The 15,173-nt window shown below is 59.5% G+C and carries 16 protein-coding genes; 4 read left to right on the top strand and 12 right to left on the bottom strand.

The window, feature by feature from the left end:
* Positions 1–11 precede the first annotated feature (11 nt).
* From ACL2XF_RS18860 to ACL2XF_RS18845, 4 genes are read right to left on the bottom strand one after another with little or no spacing between them, the layout of a single operon-like run.
* A complete protein-coding gene (locus ACL2XF_RS18860) occupies positions 12–749 on the bottom strand; it encodes a peptidase (protein WP_410012545.1) in 738 nt (245 codons plus the stop codon).
* Positions 750–773: 24 nt separating this feature from the next.
* Positions 774–1,613 carry a transglutaminase domain-containing protein gene (locus ACL2XF_RS18855; protein ID WP_410012544.1) on the bottom strand — a complete coding sequence of 280 codons (840 nt, stop codon included), beginning with the start codon at positions 1,611–1,613 and terminating at the stop codon, positions 774–776.
* Positions 1,610–2,539 (bottom strand): alpha-E domain-containing protein, encoded by a 930-nt coding sequence (locus tag ACL2XF_RS18850; protein ID WP_410012543.1) that lies wholly within the window; start codon positions 2,537–2,539, stop codon positions 1,610–1,612. Before ACL2XF_RS18850 ends, ACL2XF_RS18855 begins: the two co-directional genes overlap by 4 nt.
* Entirely contained in the window at positions 2,533–3,969 is a 1,437-nt protein-coding gene (locus tag ACL2XF_RS18845) for a circularly permuted type 2 ATP-grasp protein (RefSeq protein WP_410012542.1), read from the bottom strand. Before ACL2XF_RS18845 ends, ACL2XF_RS18850 begins: the two co-directional genes overlap by 7 nt.
* Positions 3,970–4,258: 289 nt before the next feature.
* On the opposite strand from ACL2XF_RS18845, the gene vapB reads away from it, so the two are divergent.
* Positions 4,259–4,492 (top strand): type II toxin-antitoxin system VapB family antitoxin, encoded by a 234-nt coding sequence (gene vapB / locus ACL2XF_RS18840; protein ID WP_410012541.1) that lies wholly within the window; start codon positions 4,259–4,261, stop codon positions 4,490–4,492.
* Positions 4,492–4,893, top strand: a complete 402-nt coding sequence (gene vapC, locus ACL2XF_RS18835; protein WP_410012540.1) for a tRNA(fMet)-specific endonuclease VapC — start codon at positions 4,492–4,494, stop codon at positions 4,891–4,893. Before vapB ends, vapC begins: the two co-directional genes overlap by 1 nt.
* Positions 4,894–4,917: 24 nt before the next feature.
* On the opposite strand, the gene ridA is transcribed toward vapC, so the two are convergent.
* From ridA to pyrB, 3 genes are all read right to left on the bottom strand, one after another.
* Positions 4,918–5,304, bottom strand: a complete 387-nt coding sequence (ridA, locus tag ACL2XF_RS18830; RefSeq protein ID WP_410012539.1) for a 2-iminobutanoate/2-iminopropanoate deaminase — start codon at positions 5,302–5,304, stop codon at positions 4,918–4,920.
* A gap of 76 nt (positions 5,305–5,380) precedes the next feature.
* A complete protein-coding gene (gene pyrI / locus ACL2XF_RS18825; RefSeq protein WP_410012538.1) occupies positions 5,381–5,845 on the bottom strand; it encodes an aspartate carbamoyltransferase regulatory subunit in 465 nt (154 codons plus the stop codon).
* Positions 5,846–5,856: 11 nt separating this feature from the next.
* Positions 5,857–6,792 carry an aspartate carbamoyltransferase gene (gene pyrB, locus ACL2XF_RS18820; protein ID WP_410012537.1) on the bottom strand — a complete coding sequence of 312 codons (936 nt, stop codon included), beginning with the start codon at positions 6,790–6,792 and terminating at the stop codon, positions 5,857–5,859.
* A gap of 384 nt (positions 6,793–7,176) precedes the next feature.
* Between pyrB and ACL2XF_RS18815 the strand changes: the two genes are divergently transcribed.
* A complete protein-coding gene (locus ACL2XF_RS18815) occupies positions 7,177–7,644 on the top strand; it encodes a YhcH/YjgK/YiaL family protein (RefSeq protein ID WP_410012536.1) in 468 nt (155 codons plus the stop codon).
* A gap of 17 nt (positions 7,645–7,661) precedes the next feature.
* On the opposite strand, the gene argF is transcribed toward ACL2XF_RS18815, so the two are convergent.
* Complete coding sequence (gene argF, locus ACL2XF_RS18810) at positions 7,662–8,669, bottom strand: ornithine carbamoyltransferase (RefSeq protein WP_413727342.1); 1,008 nt, start codon at positions 8,667–8,669, stop codon at positions 7,662–7,664.
* A gap of 176 nt (positions 8,670–8,845) precedes the next feature.
* Here argF and rraB point away from each other — a divergent pair, with 176 nt between their 5' ends.
* Positions 8,846–9,307, top strand: a complete 462-nt coding sequence (gene rraB / locus ACL2XF_RS18805) for a ribonuclease E inhibitor RraB (RefSeq protein WP_410012534.1) — start codon at positions 8,846–8,848, stop codon at positions 9,305–9,307.
* Between the two features lie 14 nt (positions 9,308–9,321).
* Here rraB and ACL2XF_RS18800 read toward each other — a convergent pair whose 3' ends face one another.
* The 4 genes from ACL2XF_RS18800 to pepA all read right to left on the bottom strand — a co-directional run bounded on the left by ACL2XF_RS18800 (position 9,322) and on the right by pepA (position 15,085).
* Positions 9,322–9,828, bottom strand: a complete 507-nt coding sequence (locus ACL2XF_RS18800) for a GNAT family N-acetyltransferase (RefSeq protein WP_410012533.1) — start codon at positions 9,826–9,828, stop codon at positions 9,322–9,324.
* A 342-nt stretch (positions 9,829–10,170) separates the two neighbouring features.
* Positions 10,171–13,026, bottom strand: coding sequence for a valine--tRNA ligase (locus ACL2XF_RS18795; protein WP_410012532.1), 2,856 nt, complete (start codon positions 13,024–13,026; stop codon positions 10,171–10,173).
* 13 nt (positions 13,027–13,039) lie between these two features.
* Positions 13,040–13,489, bottom strand: coding sequence for a DNA polymerase III subunit chi (locus tag ACL2XF_RS18790; protein ID WP_410012531.1), 450 nt, complete (start codon positions 13,487–13,489; stop codon positions 13,040–13,042).
* An 84-nt stretch (positions 13,490–13,573) separates the two neighbouring features.
* Positions 13,574–15,085, bottom strand: coding sequence for a leucyl aminopeptidase (gene pepA, locus ACL2XF_RS18785; protein WP_331122916.1), 1,512 nt, complete (start codon positions 15,083–15,085; stop codon positions 13,574–13,576).
* Positions 15,086–15,173: the final 88 nt, after the last annotated feature.

Below are 15,173 nucleotides of genomic sequence, written 5' to 3'. Positions count from 1 at the left end.
TCCCGCGCCGGCTAATTCTCCGCCAGCTTCAGCGGCGGCAGCTGCAGGAAAGTGTTGAGCAGTCCTTCGGCCCAGGCTTTGCGGATAGTGGCGAAGTAGGGGTGCTGCTCGGTAATGCGATACTGCTCGTCGCTGGCGAAGCTGTCGCGGCGATAGATCATCACATCCAGCGGCAGGCCCACCGACAGGTTGCTGCGCAGCGTCGAATCGATGGAAATCAGCGCGCAGCACATGGCCTGTTCCAGGGGGGTGTCAAAGGACAATACCCGGTCGATAATCGGTTTGCCGTATTTGCTCTCGCCAATCTGAAAGTAGGGGGTATCTTCCGTGGCCTCGATAAAATTGCCCTCCGGGTAGATATGGAACAGCCGGGGCCCTTCGCCGGCGATTTGCCCGCCCAGCAGGATGCTGCAGCTGAAATCGGTGCTGGAACCGCTTTGCTGCGCGCTGCTGTCGCGGAAAATAACTTCCCGCACCGTTTCGCCAATCAGGCTGGCGGCGTCGAACAGCGTGGGCACGGTCAGCAGGTTCGGCCGTTCCATATCCCGGGTGCGCAGCCGCAGCAGGTTGATGATGCTCTGGGTGGTCGCCAGGTTGCCGGCGCTTTGCAGCACCAGCGTGCGCTCGCTGTCCTGATGCAGGACATGCAGCTTGCGGAAGGTCGAGATATGATCCACTCCGGCATTGGTACGGGAGTCGGAGGCAAACACCAGTCCGTCCGACAGGCGCATCGCCACGCAGTAGGTCATAGAAATATATCCTCGTTATGCAGGTTATTGTTGTTGGGCGCCGGCCTGGCTCTCCTTGCCTGGCGGGCGGCTTCCCTCGGTCTGCTCCACCGTCGCTTCTGAAAACATCTCTTCGTAGCCGCCGCCGATACGCGAGCCGCGCACCGGGCAGGCGTCGAGATAATCGAAGCCGACCGCCAGCTTCAGATGCTGGCTGGGGTTACAGGTATTATTGGTAATATCGAAACTCTGCCAGTGCTCGTTCAGCCACACTTCCACCCAGGCGTGCATCGCCACGTGTTTGGTGTCTTCGCTGTAAATATAGCCGCTGACGTAGCGCGCGGGGATATGCAGGCTGCGGCAACAGGCCAGGAATACATGGGAATGATCCTGACAGACTCCGTGCTGGGCGGCAAATACTTTAGCCGCCGAATCCTGCACCTGGGTGGCGCCGGGGGTATAGGGCATGCGTTCGCGCAGTTCCGCCATCAGTTCGCGCAGGCTTTCGTCCGCGGCGGCGGCGCGGTAATAACGCGCGGCGAAAGTGCGGATGGCCTCGTCCGCCCGCGTCAGCGGGCTGGGACGCAAGAAGACCAGCGGCGACAGCGGGCCGCATTCCTCCATGATTTCCTCGCTGTTATCGGCAATCTCCACCACGCCTTTGGCGCGGATGGCGATCACCTCATGCGGCCGGTCGAGGGTCAGCACATGCTGCAGGTTGCCGAAGCCGTCGATAACCTGCGTCGCCTGCTCCGGCAGGTTAAGCGACCATTCCATAATCCGTTGCCGGGCGGTGTTCTGCGGCGTCAGGCGCAGGTATTGCGTGCTGAATTTGACCTCGTGATCGTAGCGATAATGGGTCAGGTGATCGACGGCCAGTTTCATAACGCCTCCAGATACGTATGGTTAATGCTTTCCGCCAGCGCGTTTATCTTGCCCTGGAATTGCATCATATAAGCCTGCAACCCCAGCGCCAGCACTTCATCCAGCGTGCTGAAGCGCAGCTCCACGTTCAGGGTATGGGCCAGCCGCCGGGGCACATTGGCCCGTTGGCCGCCGATCCGCTCCAGCTGCTGCACCACATCGCCCACGCAGGCGCGCAGGGAGCGCGGCATATCGTTGCGCAGCACCAGCAGCTCGGCCACCGTTTCGCGGCTGACGGGATGTTTATACAGGCTGTGGTAGGCCTCGCGGGCGCTGACCGCGCGCAGCAGGGTATCCAGGCGATAATATTCGCGCACCGGATCGGAGTCGGCATCCAGCTGCTGGTCCTTGACGCCCAGCAATTGCGCCGTGGCGTAGGCGCGCTCGATAAGCGTGCCGAGGCGGATAAAACACAGGGCGTCGTTGCGCAGCAGGGTGCCGAACATGGCGCCGCGAAACAGGTGCGCCCGTTCCTTGACCCAGTCAAAGAACGCGTCGGTGCCCACCTTGGCCACGCCCTTGCCGCGCATCAGCTTCATTTCGATCCAGGTGGCGTTAATGCTTTCCCACACCTCGGATGACAGGCTGCCGCGCACCGCATGGGCGTTGTTCCAGGCCACCTCGAAGCAGCTGTAGATGCTGCTCGGATTGTGGGGATCCAGGGCGAAAAAGTTCAGCAGATTGGTCATGCTCAGGCGGGGATAATGCTCGGCAAACAGCTCGTGGGTGCCGGTCAGGTTAAGCGGCAGGGTTAAATCCTCGTTTTGCTGGCTGCGCAGCGGCATCAGCGACAGCTTATAGGTCACGTCCAATACCCGGGCAATGCTCTCGGCCCGCTCCAGGTATCGGGCCATCCAGTAGAGTTCGCTGGCGGTTCTGCTTAGCATGCGTCGTCCTCCATAATCCAGGTATCCTTGGTGCCGCCGCCCTGGGACGAGTTCACCACCAGCGAGCCGGCGTTCAGCGCCACCCGGGTCAGCCCGCCCGGCACCAGCCGCACCTCGTCGCCGGTCAGGGCGAACGGCCGCAGGTCGATATGGCGCGGCGCCAGGCCTTCCTCGACAAAGGTCGGGCAGGTGGACAGCGCAAGCGTCTCCTGGGCGATATAGTTGCTGGGGTTGGCCAGCAGCCGCTGGCGGAATTCAGCCAGTTCGGCGCGCGAGGCTTTCGGCCCCACCAGCATGCCGTAGCCGCCGGCGCCGTGCACCTCTTTCACCACCAGCTTTTCCAGGTTGGCCAGCACGTAGGACAGGGCGCTGGGATCGCGGCACTGCCAGGTGGGGATATTGCCGAGGATGGGCTCTTCGGAAAGATAAAACCGGATCATCTCCGGCACATAGGGATAAATGGATTTATCATCCGCCACCCCGGTGCCCAGCGCGTTGGCCAACACCACGCCGCCGGCGCGGTAGACCGACAGCAGCCCGGGCACGCCCAGCGTGGAGTCGGCGCGAAAGGCCAGCGGATCGATATAGGCGTCGTCGATACGGCGGTAGATCACATCCACCTTGCACGGTCCCTCGGTGGTGCGCATATAAACCGCGCCCTGTTTGACGAACAGATCGGCGGCCTCCACCAGCTCCACGCCCATCTGCTGCGCCAGGAAACTGTGCTCGAAGTAGGCGCTGTTAAAACGCCCCGGCGTCATCACCACCACCGTCGGGTCTTCCACCGCCGTGCTTTCGCGCAGGGTTTGCAGCAGGTCGAAAGGATAGCGCTCGATGGGGGCGATATGCTGGCTGGCGAACAGATCCGGATAAAGCCGCATCATCATTTTGCGGTTTTCCAGCATATAGGAAACGCCGGACGGCGTGCGCAGGTTATCTTCCAGCACATAATAGTGCCCGTCGCTGTTGCGCACCATATCGGTGCCGACGATATGCGCATAGGTATTATTATGCAGATCGATCCCCTGCATGCAGGGCTGGTATTGTTCGTTGGCCAGCACCTGTTCCGTCGGCACGATACCCGCCTTTAGGATATTCTGCCCGTGATAGATATCATAAAGGAACGCGTTCAGGGCCTTGACCCGCTGGCGAATGCCGCGATCCATCCAGGCCCACTCCTTGGCCGGGATAATGCGCGGCACGCTGTCGAACGGGATCAAGCGCTCGGTGCCGCCCTCTTCTCCGTAGACGTTAAAGGTAATGCCAACCCGGTGAAACAACAGCTCGGCTTCTTCTTTTTTCTGCTGAATGGCCTGCCGGTCCGCCTGCTGCAGCCATTGCCAGTAAGCGCCGTAGTGGCCGCGATGTCCGCCGTCGGCCAACAGCATCTCATCAAAAAAGGGCGACCCGGAAAGATTTATTTTAATCATCTGTTTACCTTTGCTGGCCCATCAACGCTGATAAAACCCCGTTAGCAGCTCCATTGACAACCCATGCATAAAACGCGCCAGCCCGTGAACCGCGGCCACAGGAGAAAACCACGCCGCCAGGCGTCCGCCTGCATCATTTTAGTGCGCGCAACGACGCCGCAGCCGTTTTCTCCCCAAAATGATGCGTAAAATTAACCCGTTGCACACGGGCGCTTGCCTGCCATATACACTTGCTATATACCGTAATGACGTATAATTTGATGAATAAACAGGCTAAAGGAGAGGTTGGATGTCCACGAGTACAATCTTTATCAATAATCGCTCGCAGGCCGTGCGCATCCCGGCTGAGTTACGCTTTGCCGATGATGTGAAGGTGGTGAATGTCCGCGCGGTGGGGAATGAGCGGATTATCTCTCCCGCGCAGCACCGCTGGGATAGCTTTTTTTTGACCGACCCGGCGGTCTCGGAAGATTTTCCGGAGGAAAGACCCTCTCAACCGCAACCTGAGCGTGAGTCCTTTTAATGTATAAATATATGCTCGAGACGAATTTTGTCATCTACGTGATAAAACGGCGTCCGCTTGAGATGCTCGACCTGTTTAACGCCAATGCGGGGCGCATGGTGTTATCGTCCATTACGCTGGCCGAGCTGATGCACGCCGCGGAAAAAAGCGCGGATGCGGCGCGCAATTACCGGGCGGTGGAGAGTTTTGTTTCGCGCATGGAAGTCCTGGGGTATGGCGCGAAAGCGGCGCGGCATTATGGCGATATCCTGGCCCATCTGGAACAGACGGGCCTGCCGATAGGGGTAAACGAGGTGCATATCGCGGCCCATGCCCGCAGCGAGGGTTTGGTCGTCGTCACCAACAACCCGGCGGAATTCAGCCGGGTCGAGGGTTTGCTGATTGAAAACTGGATTAACTGAGGCGCCGGGCACGCCTGTCATGGCCTAGCGCCGTACGGCGATGGCCTCGATTTCAATCTGCACGTCTTTCGGCAGGCGTGCCACTTCCACGCATGAACGGGCCGGGAAGGGCGCGTTATGTTCGGTGAAAAAAGCTTCGTAAGCGGCGTTGACGGTGCCGAAGTCGTTTAAATCCTTGACGAACACCGTGGTTTTAATAATATCCGCCACCTTCAGGCCGGCGGCTTCCACAATCGCCCGCACGTTGTCCAGCGATTGACGGGCCTGCGCCGCGATATCATCGGCCACCAGCCCGGTTTGCGGGTTAATGGGGATCTGGCCTGAGGTGAAAAGCATAGTGCCGAGATCGACCGCCTGAACGTAGGGTCCGATGGCGGCCGGTGCGTTTTCAGTACTGATAATACGGGACATGCTGGCTCCTGGGGTTGATAGGCGAATCAAAAAGCGTTGCCGGCCATTATAAGGACTAAACCGGCGCGTGCCCAGCTCAGGCGTTCTGGATAACCGCCTGATGCTCGAACTCTTTTTCACAATATTTGCATTTCAGGTGCACCTGGCTGTCGCGGCTTTTGACCGTAAAACCCGAGGCCACCGGCTCGCTGCGGCTGATGCAGTTGCTGTTGGGGCAGGTCAGCACGCCGTCGATGCGATCCGGCAGCGTCAGGGTCAGCTTGCGCACCACTTCATAGTTATCGATACGATTCACGGTGGCGTGGGGGGCGTACATCGCCAGCTGGTTCGCCTGCTGTTCGGTGAGGAACACGTTCTCTATCTTGATCAGATCTTTTTTCCCCAACTGGTTCGACGGCAGGTTCAACCCGATGGTGATGCGCTGATCGGTGGCGGTCAGCTTAAACAGGGTCAGCAGCTTAAAACCCACCTGCGCCGGGATATGGTCGATCACCGTGCCGCGCTTGATTGCCTCGACCTGCAGTTTATTATCCTGAGTCATTCTCTTTCCCCTTAGCCTGCCAGTTGATCGTTTAACACCAGGGACAATAAGGCCTGGCGCGCGAAAATGCCGTTGCCGGCCTGCTGGAAATAATACGCGTAGGGCGTGGCGTCCACCTCGTGGGCAATTTCATCCACCCTGGGCAGCGGATGCAGCACCTTGAGATTCGCGCGCGCCTTCAGCAGATCCACGGCGCGCAGCACAAACTGAGCCTTGACGTTGGCGTATTCCGACGGATCCAGCCGTTCTTTCTGCACCCGGGTCATATACAGGATATCCAACTGCGGCATCACTTCCTCGATGGTGGCATGCACGCTGTAGCCGATGCCTTTATCCGCCAGCATATTCAGGATATAGGCGGGCATCGCCAGCGCTTCCGGCGCGATCAGGAAAAAGTGATTGCCGTCGAACTTGGCCAGCGCCTGGGCCAGGGAGTGGACGGTGCGGCCGTACTTCAGGTCGCCCACCAGGGCCACGTTAAGGTTATTCAGCCGTCCCTGGGTTTCCTGAATGGTAAACAGGTCAAGCAGGGTCTGGGTCGGGTGCTGGTTGGCGCCGTCGCCGGCGTTGAGGATGGGCACGCCGCCGGAAAATTCGGTGGCGAGCCGGGCGGCCCCTTCCTGCGGATGGCGCATGACGATGGCGTCGACGTAGGTGCTGATAACCGAAATAGTGTCCGCCAGGGTTTCGCCCTTTTTGCCCAGCGAGGTATTGCCGGCGTCGGAGAACCCGACCACCGAGGCGCCCAGGCGGTGGATGGCGGTTTCAAACGACAGCCTGGTACGGGTGGAGGCTTCAAAAAAACAGCTGGCCACCACTTTATGTTTCAACAGCTCCGGTTGCGGACGGGCTTTCAGGCCGGCTGCGGTGCGCAGTACCAGCTCCAGCTCCTCGCGGTTCAGGTCATTAATGGAAATGATGTGTTTTTGATAAAGGGGGTTAGCCATGTATGTCCTCCTTACGGGTGTCGTTGACGCCGGCCTTGCGCAAGTGTAGATCGCGGTCCGGGATAGCGCGCAAAAAAAAGCCCCTCAACGAGGGGCCTGATACGGATAGATAAAAACGGGCAACGGGAGCAGCAACGGCAGCTGGCCGCCTGCGGGCAGGCGGCGGCAGTCATAGGCAGCAAAAATCACGCAGCTGTTCATTGATCCTCCCGGCAAATTGCCCGGAATTATACGCGCGTGCCGGCACACTTCAAGGGCCAAGACGCCGATATTTATGAATAAGCAAACGATTGGCTTGCTAATCAAAATAAGTGTTAAATAACTCTCTTTTTTCGCGCGCAATCTGATTTATAATGAAACGATATTTCATTTTAAGGAAAAATTATGATCACCGGTAATATCCATCATCTCGATCTCGTGCCTTATCTGCCCGCCAAGCTGCGTGACGCCATCGACTATGTCAAACAACACATTACCAGCGAGACGCCGCTGGGTAAGCATGATATCGACGGCGACCGGGTATTTGTGCTGATCTCCAACGACAGCACCGATCTGCTGGAAAAGCGTCGCGCCGAGTTCCACGCTAAATATCTCGATATCCAGATCGTGCTGGACGGCGTGGAAGGCATGACCTTCAGCAACCTGCCGGCGGGCAAGACGGATACCGACTGGCTGGCGGATAAGGATATTGCCTTCCTGGCCGCGGGCGAGCAGGAAAAACAGTTTGTGATGCAGGCGGGCGACTTTGTGGTGTATTACCCCGGCGAAGTGCATAAACCGCTGTGCGCGGTCGGCGCGCCGGCCCATGTGCGCAAAGCGGTGGTGAAAATCGACACCGCCCTGGTTCGCTGAACAGATAGCACGCCGGCTTATTCCCGCGCGAGCGTTGCCACCATCACCGCTTTGATGGTGTGCAACCGGTTCTCCGCCTGATCGAATACCAGGCTGTGCGCCGATTCAAACACCTCGTCGGTCACTTCCATGCCGCCGGCCAGGCCATATTGTTCGGCCATTTGTTTGCCTACGCCGGTCTGGTCGTCATGGAACGCGGGCAGGCAGTGCAGAAATTTCACCTCTGGGTTGCCGGTCAGCCGGAGCATCGCCATATTGACCTGGTAGGGACGCAGCAGGGCGATACGCTCTCCCCAAAGGGCTTTCTCCTCGCCCATGGAAACCCAAACGTCGGTGTAGATAAAATCCACCTCGCGCACGCCCGCCGCGATATCCTCGGTCAGGGTAATATTGCCGCCGCGCTGTTGCGCCAGTTCGCGGCAATGGGCCACCAACTGCTTATCCGGCCAACAGGCGCTGGGGGCGACCAGGCGTAAATCCAGGCCGGTCAGCGCCGCCGCTTCCAGCATGCTGTTGCCCATATTGTTGCGGGCGTCCCCCACGTAGGCGAACGCCATCTGCGCGAAGGTTTTCTGCGGCAGGTGTTCCTGCATGGTCAGCAGATCGGCCAGTAACTGGGTAGGGTGGAACTCGGTGGTTAACCCGTTCCACACCGGCACGCCGGCATGGCGCGCCAGTGTCTCGACGATCTCCTGGCCATAGCCGCGGTATTGAATGCCGTCGTAAAGCCGGCCCAGGACCCGGGCGGTATCCTTAATGGATTCCTTATGTCCGATCTGGCTGCCGCTCGGGCCGAGATAGGTGACGCGCGCGCCCTGATCGAATGCGGCGACTTCGAAAGAGCAGCGGGTGCGGGTCGAGTCTTTTTCGAAGATGAGCGCGATATTTTTACCCGCCAGGCGCGGCGTTTCCCGCCCGGACTGTTTTTCCCGCTTCAGGCTGGCGGCCAGGGCCAGTAATTCATGGATCTCGGCGGGCGTGAAATCCAATAACTTCAGGAAATGACGGTGATAGAACTGGCTCATATGCGGCGTTCTCCGGTCTTAATCAATTGTAAATTGAATTTAAATTCACTTTATATGTATGAATATTCAATTTCAAGTGTTGATATCAATTCTTTCATGTTTAAGCTGGAGCCTTACCCCCGGCTGTGGGAAAATAGGTTCCTAACAGGCCGACCGACGCATTGAGGATTGAGGGCATGGCACATCAATTTCTGGAAGAGCAGCGTGACGAAACGCGTTTGATAATCGAAGAGCTGCTGGAAGATGGCAGCGATCCGGAAGCGCTTTACACCATCGAACACCATCTGTCCGCCGAGAATTTCGATACGCTGGAAAAAGCCGCGGTCGAAGCCTTCAAGCTGGGTTATGAAGTCACCGATGCCGAAGAGCTGGAAGTGGAAGACGGCTCCGTGCTGATGTGCTGCGACGCCGTCAGCGAAATCGCGCTGAACGCGGAACTTATCGACACCCAGGTCGAACAGCTGTTTACCCTGGCCGAGCGCCTGGGCGTCAACTATGACGGCTGGGGCACGTATTTTGAAGACGGCGAAGACGACGAAGACGACGAAGCGGATGAGGACGGCGAAGAGGGGATTGACGGCTCGGCCCCGCCGGCGCGCGGCCTTCTGGATCAGGACGACAACGGCACCCGCCACTAAGGCCATACGCGCCGTCAGATCAAAGGCTTAAGCATCGTGACTTCGCAATCCACATGTCCGGTGTGGCCCATCGGCCCGGCGATATGCCCAAACCCCAGCCGTTCATACAGCGCTATGGCCCGGGTCAGGGTGGCGGTGGTTTCCAGGTAACAGTGGGTAAACCCCTGCCCGCGGGCAAAGTCCAGCGCCTTGAGCGCCAGCTCATGGGCCAGGCCGCGCCCGCGCAGGACCGATAAAAAATACATCTTCTGCAGTTCACATATCCCCACATCCGCGCCGGCCAGCGGGGCAATGCCGCCGCCGCCGGCAATCCTGCCTTCAAACTCAATCACCCAGTACGCGCTGCGCGGCTGGCTGTAGAGCTGGTACAGATTATCCAGGTTCGGGTCGGAGACGGTATAGCCTTTATCCGCCGTCAGGCCGAACTCGGCCGATACCTGGCGAATGACGTCGGCAATGGCATGGTTATCTTCCGGCGTAATGGGGCGCACCAGAATATTGACTGAAGTAGCTGTGGACATCGTCATTACCCAAAAAAGAAAAAAGACACTAAGCGTTCTGGATTTATTGTTATGAGTAATAGCATCGCGCGGGCGGCGGATGCAAATAAATTAAACGGCGGTTAAACTTTTGTCGATTGCCGGCAAACCTCCACACGCGCTGAAAGCGGGTGTGCCGGGCCGGGAACCGAGCGAGCGCCCACGTCTTTGCACGACGGCGCGGACGTTGGCACGCGCTTATGGCTCACCTCCGTGTGAGCCATAAGCGCACGTCTATGTCGCCAGGGACGATTTACGCTCGCCCTCATGCCCGCGGGCATGGCCTGACCGGCAAACGCCCGCGGGTGACGCTTTCGTTGTCAGCTATAAATTGGCGATGGTCGCCTGCTGCTCCAGCAGCTTGGCCTTGGCGTCGGCATAACCCGCCAGTTTTTCCCGCTCTTTCGCCACCACCGCTTCCGGCGCGCGGGCGACAAAACCTTCGTTGGACAGCTTGCTCTCGATGCGCCCGATCTCGGTATCGATTTTCAGCACTTCGTTGGCCAGCCGGTCCAGCTCCAGGGCTTTGTCGATAATGCCCGCCATCGGGATCAGCAGTTCGCCTTCCTCCACCAGCTTGACGATGGAGACCGGGCCTTTCTCGCCGTCCGCCAGGATATCCAGGCTCTGCAGCCGCGCCAGCGTCTGGATAAAGCTCTTGTTATCCGCAATCCGCCGGCGGGTCAGCGCCGTGGCGCCGCGCACCAGGACATCCAGCGGTTTGCCGGGGGCGATATTCATCTCGCTGCGAATGGTGCGCACGGCGATAACCAGCTGTTTAATCCATTCCACGTCCGCCAGCGCCTGCGTATCGTCAAGCGTGGCGTCAAACTGCGGGAAGGCTTGCAGCATCAGCGTATCGTCGGTAATGCCCTTGAGCACTTTCACCCGCTGCCAGATGGTTTCGGTAATAAACGGCACTATGGGATGCGCCAGGCGCAGCAGGCCTTCCAGCACCTCCACCAGGGTATGGCGGGTGCCGCGCAATTCGGCCTCGGCGCCGCCGGTCATGACCGGTTTGGTCAGCTCAAGATACCAGTCGCAGAACTGGTTCCAGGTAAAGTCATAGAGGATATTGGCCGCCATATCGAAGCGGTAGCCGTCAAGCGCGTCGCGATAGGCTTTTACCGTACGGTTGAATTCCGCCAGGATCCAGCGGTCCGCCAGCGACAGGCTCATCTCGCCGCCATGCTGGCCGCAATCCTGGTCCTCGGTGTTCATCAGCACAAAGCGGCTGGCGTTCCACAGCTTATTACAAAAGTTGCGATAGCCTTCCAGGCGCTTCATATCCCAGTTGATATCGCGCCCGGTGGACGCCAGCGCCGCCAGGGTAAAGCGCAGCGCGTCGGTGCCGTGCGGCTCGATGCCGTTGGGGAACTGCTTTTCGGTGCGCTTGCGGATTTTGTCCGCCAGCTGCGGCTGCATCATATTGCCGGTGCGCTTTTCGATAAGCGCCGGCAGCGAGATGCCGTCCACCATGTCCAGCGGGTCGATAACGTTGCCTTTGGATTTCGACATCTTCTGGCCTTCGTCGTCGCGGATAAGGCCGGTCATATACACGGTCTTGAACGGCACCTGCGCACGCCCCTGTTCATCCTTGACGAAATGCATGGTCAGCATGATCATGCGGGCGATCCAGAAGAAGATAATATCAAACCCGCTCACCAGCACGCTGGTGGGGTGGAAGGTCTTCAGCGCCTCGGTCGGCTCCGGCCAGCCCAGGGTGGAGAAGGTCCATAGGCCGGAGGAGAACCAGGTATCCAGCACGTCCTCGTCCTGGCGCAGCGCCACCGAGGCGTCAAGGCCGTTTTCACGGCGCACCTCGGCCTCGTCGCGTCCGACATAGACCTTGCCGGCGGCGTCGTACCAGGCCGGGATGCGATGTCCCCACCACAGCTGGCGGGAAATACACCAGTCCTGGATATCACGCATCCAGCTGAAATACATATTTTCATACTGCTTCGGCACGAACCGGATAGCGTCGTTTTCCACCGCCTCGATGGCCACCTTGGCCAGCGGCGCGGTACGCACATACCACTGATCGGTCAGCATGGGTTCAATCACCACGCCGCCGCGATCGCCGTAAGGCACGGTCAGGGCATGGGGTTTGATTTCATCAAGCAGGCCCAAGGCGTCGAAGGCGGCGACCACCGCCTTGCGGGCGGCAAAACGCTCCAGGGAGCGGAATTCGGCCGGGATCTCGCCGCTCCAGGCGTCGCTGGCCTCGCCCAGGGTGTCGAACACTTCCGCCTGTTCGCGGATATCGCCGTCCAGGGTCAGGATATTGATCATCGGCAGGCCGTGGCGCTTGCCGACCTCATAGTCGTTGAAGTCATGGGCCGGGGTGATCTTCACGCAGCCGGTGCCCTTGGTCATATCGGCATGCTCGTCGCCGAGGATGGGGATGCGGCGGCCGACCAGCGGCAACAGGACGAATTTGCCGATCAGGTCTTTATAGCGCGGGTCCGCGGGGTTCACCGCCACGCCGGTATCGCCCAGCATGGTTTCCGGACGGGTGGTGGCCACCACCAGGTAGTCCCGGCCGTCCGCGGTCCTGGCGCCGTCGGCCAGCGGGTAGCGCAGGTGCCACATGGATCCCTGGGATTCGCGGTTTTCCACCTCCAGATCGGAAATGGCGGTGCGCAGCTTGGGATCCCAGTTCACCAGGCGTTTGCCGCGGTAAATCAAATCCTGCTTGAACAGCTGGACGAACACTTCCTTCACCGCCTCGGACAGCCCGGCGTCCATGGTAAAGCGCTCGCGCTCCCAATCCACCGAGGCGCCCAGGCGGCGCATCTGGCGGGTAATGGTGCCGCCGGATTCCGCCTTCCACTGCCAGATTTTTTCGATAAAGGCGTCGCGGCCGTAATCGTGGCGGGTCTTGCCCTCTTCGGCGGCGATTTTACGCTCCACCACCATCTGCGTGGCGATGCCCGCGTGATCGGTCCCCACCTGCCACAGGGTGTTTTTACCCTGCATGCGCTGGTAACGCACGATAATGTCCATAATGGTCTGCTGAAAGGCATGACCCATATGCAGGCTGCCGGTCACGTTCGGCGGCGGGATCATGATGCAGAAGCTTTCTTTGCTGGTATCGTTATGCGGCTTGAAATAGCCCTGTTTTTCCCAGTGCTCGTACAGCGGCTGCTCGATATCGTGCGGGTTATATGTCTTTTCCATTATGCGTCGTATTTCACTGCGTTGGCGGCGTGGCCGTGGTCAATTGGAAGCCGACGCTGCGATAGGCTTTATACCGGTCGCGCGCCAACTGTTTTAATGCGTCTTCGTCCGGGACGAAGTCTATCACTTCATGGAAAGCGGAGGCAAAATCCGCGCACTGCGGCAGCAGGCTTATCAGCAGCTCGCGCGGCGCATTGCCGCGGCGCTTGGGCCAGCACAGCTCCACCGGCGCGCCATAGCGCGGCCCCTCGCCCGCCAGGTTATGGGGAACAAAGGCGGCCGGGTCCCGCTGCCATAGGGCTTCGTCCAGCCTCAGCGCCTGCTCCTCGTCGTCACAGGCTATCAGCACCCTTTTACCGGCGCGCCAGTGGAGCGCCGCCAGATCGCAGGCCAGCCGCTCCATGGGGCTAAGCCCTTCCTGGAGATCCTGCCGGTCGAGAAGATAAAAGGTTGCGTTTTTCATGTACCGTTTTAGTCAAGCCTGAGGGGGAGAACGGAAAAATAACGGGCGGCCTGGGCCGCCCGGACAAGTTTACCTTTTTTAGGCCTACTCGTCACCGTTGAGACCGGAGCGATTGAGCAGAAACTGCGCCAGCATGGAGACCGGACGCCCGGTGGCGCCCTTGGCCTTGCCAGAACGCCAGGCGGTGCCTGCGATATCCAGATGCGCCCAGCTGTATTTGCGGGCGAAACGGGACAGGAAGCAGCCGGCGGTAATGGCGCCGCCCGGACGCCCGCCGATATTGGCCATATCGGCGAAATTGGACTCCAGCTGCTCCTGGAACTCATCTCCCAGCGGCAGGCGCCAGGCGCGGTCGCCCGACTGCTCGGCGGCGGCGATAAGCTCGTGGGCCAGCGGATTATGGTTGGACATCAGCCCGGTCAGGTGATGGCCCAGGGCGATAACGCAGGCGCCGGTCAGGGTGGCGACGTCAATCACCAGCTCGGGGTCGAAACGCTCGACATAGGTCAGCGCGTCGCACAGCACCAGCCGCCCCTCGGCGTCGGTATTCAGCACTTCCACCGTCTGGCCGGACAGGGTGGTCAGCACATCGCCGGGACGGAAGGATCGCCCGTCAACCATATTCTCGCATCCCGCCAGCACGCCCACCAGGTTCAGCGGCAGGCTCAGCTCCAGCGCCATGCGCATCACGCCGTACACGGTGGCGGCGCCGCACATATCGTATTTCATCTCGTCCATGCTGTCGGCGGGCTTGATGGAGATGCCGCCGGCATCAAAGGTCAAGCCTTTGCCCACCAGCACGATCGGACGCGCTTCCGGGTCCGGATTGCCCTTATATTCGATAACCGACATCAGCGATTCGTTTTGCGAGCCCTGGCCGACCGCCAGATAGGCGTTCATGCCCAGCTCTTTCATCTGCTGCTCGCCGATAACGCGGGTGGTGGTGGTCTTGCCGTACTTATCCGCCAGCTGGCGCGCCTGGGATGCCAGGTAGGCCGGATTGCAGATATTGGGCGGCATATTGCCCAGGTCCTTCGCGGCCTTGATGCCGGAGGCGATGGCCAGTCCATGCTGGATGGCGCGCTCGCCGCCGGTAAGCTCGCGGCGGGTGGGCACGTTAAACACCATCTTGCGCAGCGGCCGGCGCGGTTCGGCCTTATTGCTTTTCAGCTGGTCGAAGGTATAAAGCGACTCTTTGGAGGTTTCCACCGCCTGGCGCACTTTCCAGTAGGTATTACGCCCCTTGACATGCAGTTCGGTCAAAAAGCAGACGGCTTCCATTGATCCGGTGTCATTCAGCGTATTAATGGTTTTCTGGATAACCTGCTTGTACTGGCGCTCATCCAGCTCGCGTTCCTTGCCGCATCCGATAAGCAGGATACGCTCGGAAAGCACATTGGGAACATGGTGCAGCAGCAATGTCTGGCCCACCTTCCCTTCCAGTTCGCCGCGGCGCAGTAAGGCACTGATATAACCATCGCTGATTTTGTCGAGCTGTTCGGCAATCGGCGACAGACGGCGCGGTTCGAAGACGCCGACGACAATACAGGCACTGCGTTGTTTTTCCGGGCTACCGCTTTTTACACTGAACTCCATGCACTCTCCTGAATCTTAAAGACAAAGACGGCCAACCGGGATAAAATATTTCATTCCCTATCGTATCCCCCGCCTTTGCATTAACTCT

This window comes from Sodalis sp. RH19, assembly GCF_047324215.1.
Lineage (GTDB): Bacteria > Pseudomonadota > Gammaproteobacteria > Enterobacterales > Enterobacteriaceae > Acerihabitans.
The sequence above is the reverse complement of the archived record's forward strand: the minus strand, read 5'-3'. Positions and strand labels throughout refer to the sequence as shown.

Bases quoted from the DNA above. Each gene is read 5' to 3' on its own strand.
- ACL2XF_RS18815 (WP_410012536.1), top strand. From the start codon at position 7,177: ATGATCACCGGTAATATCCATCATCTCGATCTCGTGCCTTATCTGCCC.
- ACL2XF_RS18855 (WP_410012544.1), bottom strand. From the start codon at position 1,613: ATGAAACTGGCCGTCGATCACCTGACCCATTATCGCTACGATCACGAG.
- pyrI (WP_410012538.1), bottom strand. From the start codon at position 5,845: ATGACTCAGGATAATAAACTGCAGGTCGAGGCAATCAAGCGCGGCACG.
- vapB (WP_410012541.1), top strand. From the start codon at position 4,259: ATGTCCACGAGTACAATCTTTATCAATAATCGCTCGCAGGCCGTGCGC.
- argF (WP_413727342.1), bottom strand. From the start codon at position 8,669: ATGAGCCAGTTCTATCACCGTCATTTCCTGAAGTTATTGGATTTCACG.
- rraB (WP_410012534.1), top strand. From the start codon at position 8,846: ATGGCACATCAATTTCTGGAAGAGCAGCGTGACGAAACGCGTTTGATA.
- ridA (WP_410012539.1), bottom strand. From the start codon at position 5,304: ATGTCCCGTATTATCAGTACTGAAAACGCACCGGCCGCCATCGGACCC.
- vapC (WP_410012540.1), top strand. From the start codon at position 4,492: ATGTATAAATATATGCTCGAGACGAATTTTGTCATCTACGTGATAAAA.
- ACL2XF_RS18850 (WP_410012543.1), bottom strand. From the start codon at position 2,539: ATGCTAAGCAGAACCGCCAGCGAACTCTACTGGATGGCCCGATACCTG.
- ACL2XF_RS18845 (WP_410012542.1), bottom strand. From the start codon at position 3,969: ATGATTAAAATAAATCTTTCCGGGTCGCCCTTTTTTGATGAGATGCTG.
- ACL2XF_RS18795 (WP_410012532.1), bottom strand. From the start codon at position 13,026: ATGGAAAAGACATATAACCCGCACGATATCGAGCAGCCGCTGTACGAG.
- pyrB (WP_410012537.1), bottom strand. From the start codon at position 6,792: ATGGCTAACCCCCTTTATCAAAAACACATCATTTCCATTAATGACCTG.
- ACL2XF_RS18790 (WP_410012531.1), bottom strand. From the start codon at position 13,489: ATGAAAAACGCAACCTTTTATCTTCTCGACCGGCAGGATCTCCAGGAA.
- ACL2XF_RS18800 (WP_410012533.1), bottom strand. From the start codon at position 9,828: ATGTCCACAGCTACTTCAGTCAATATTCTGGTGCGCCCCATTACGCCG.
- pepA (WP_331122916.1), bottom strand. From the start codon at position 15,085: ATGGAGTTCAGTGTAAAAAGCGGTAGCCCGGAAAAACAACGCAGTGCC.
- ACL2XF_RS18860 (WP_410012545.1), bottom strand. From the start codon at position 749: ATGACCTACTGCGTGGCGATGCGCCTGTCGGACGGACTGGTGTTTGCC.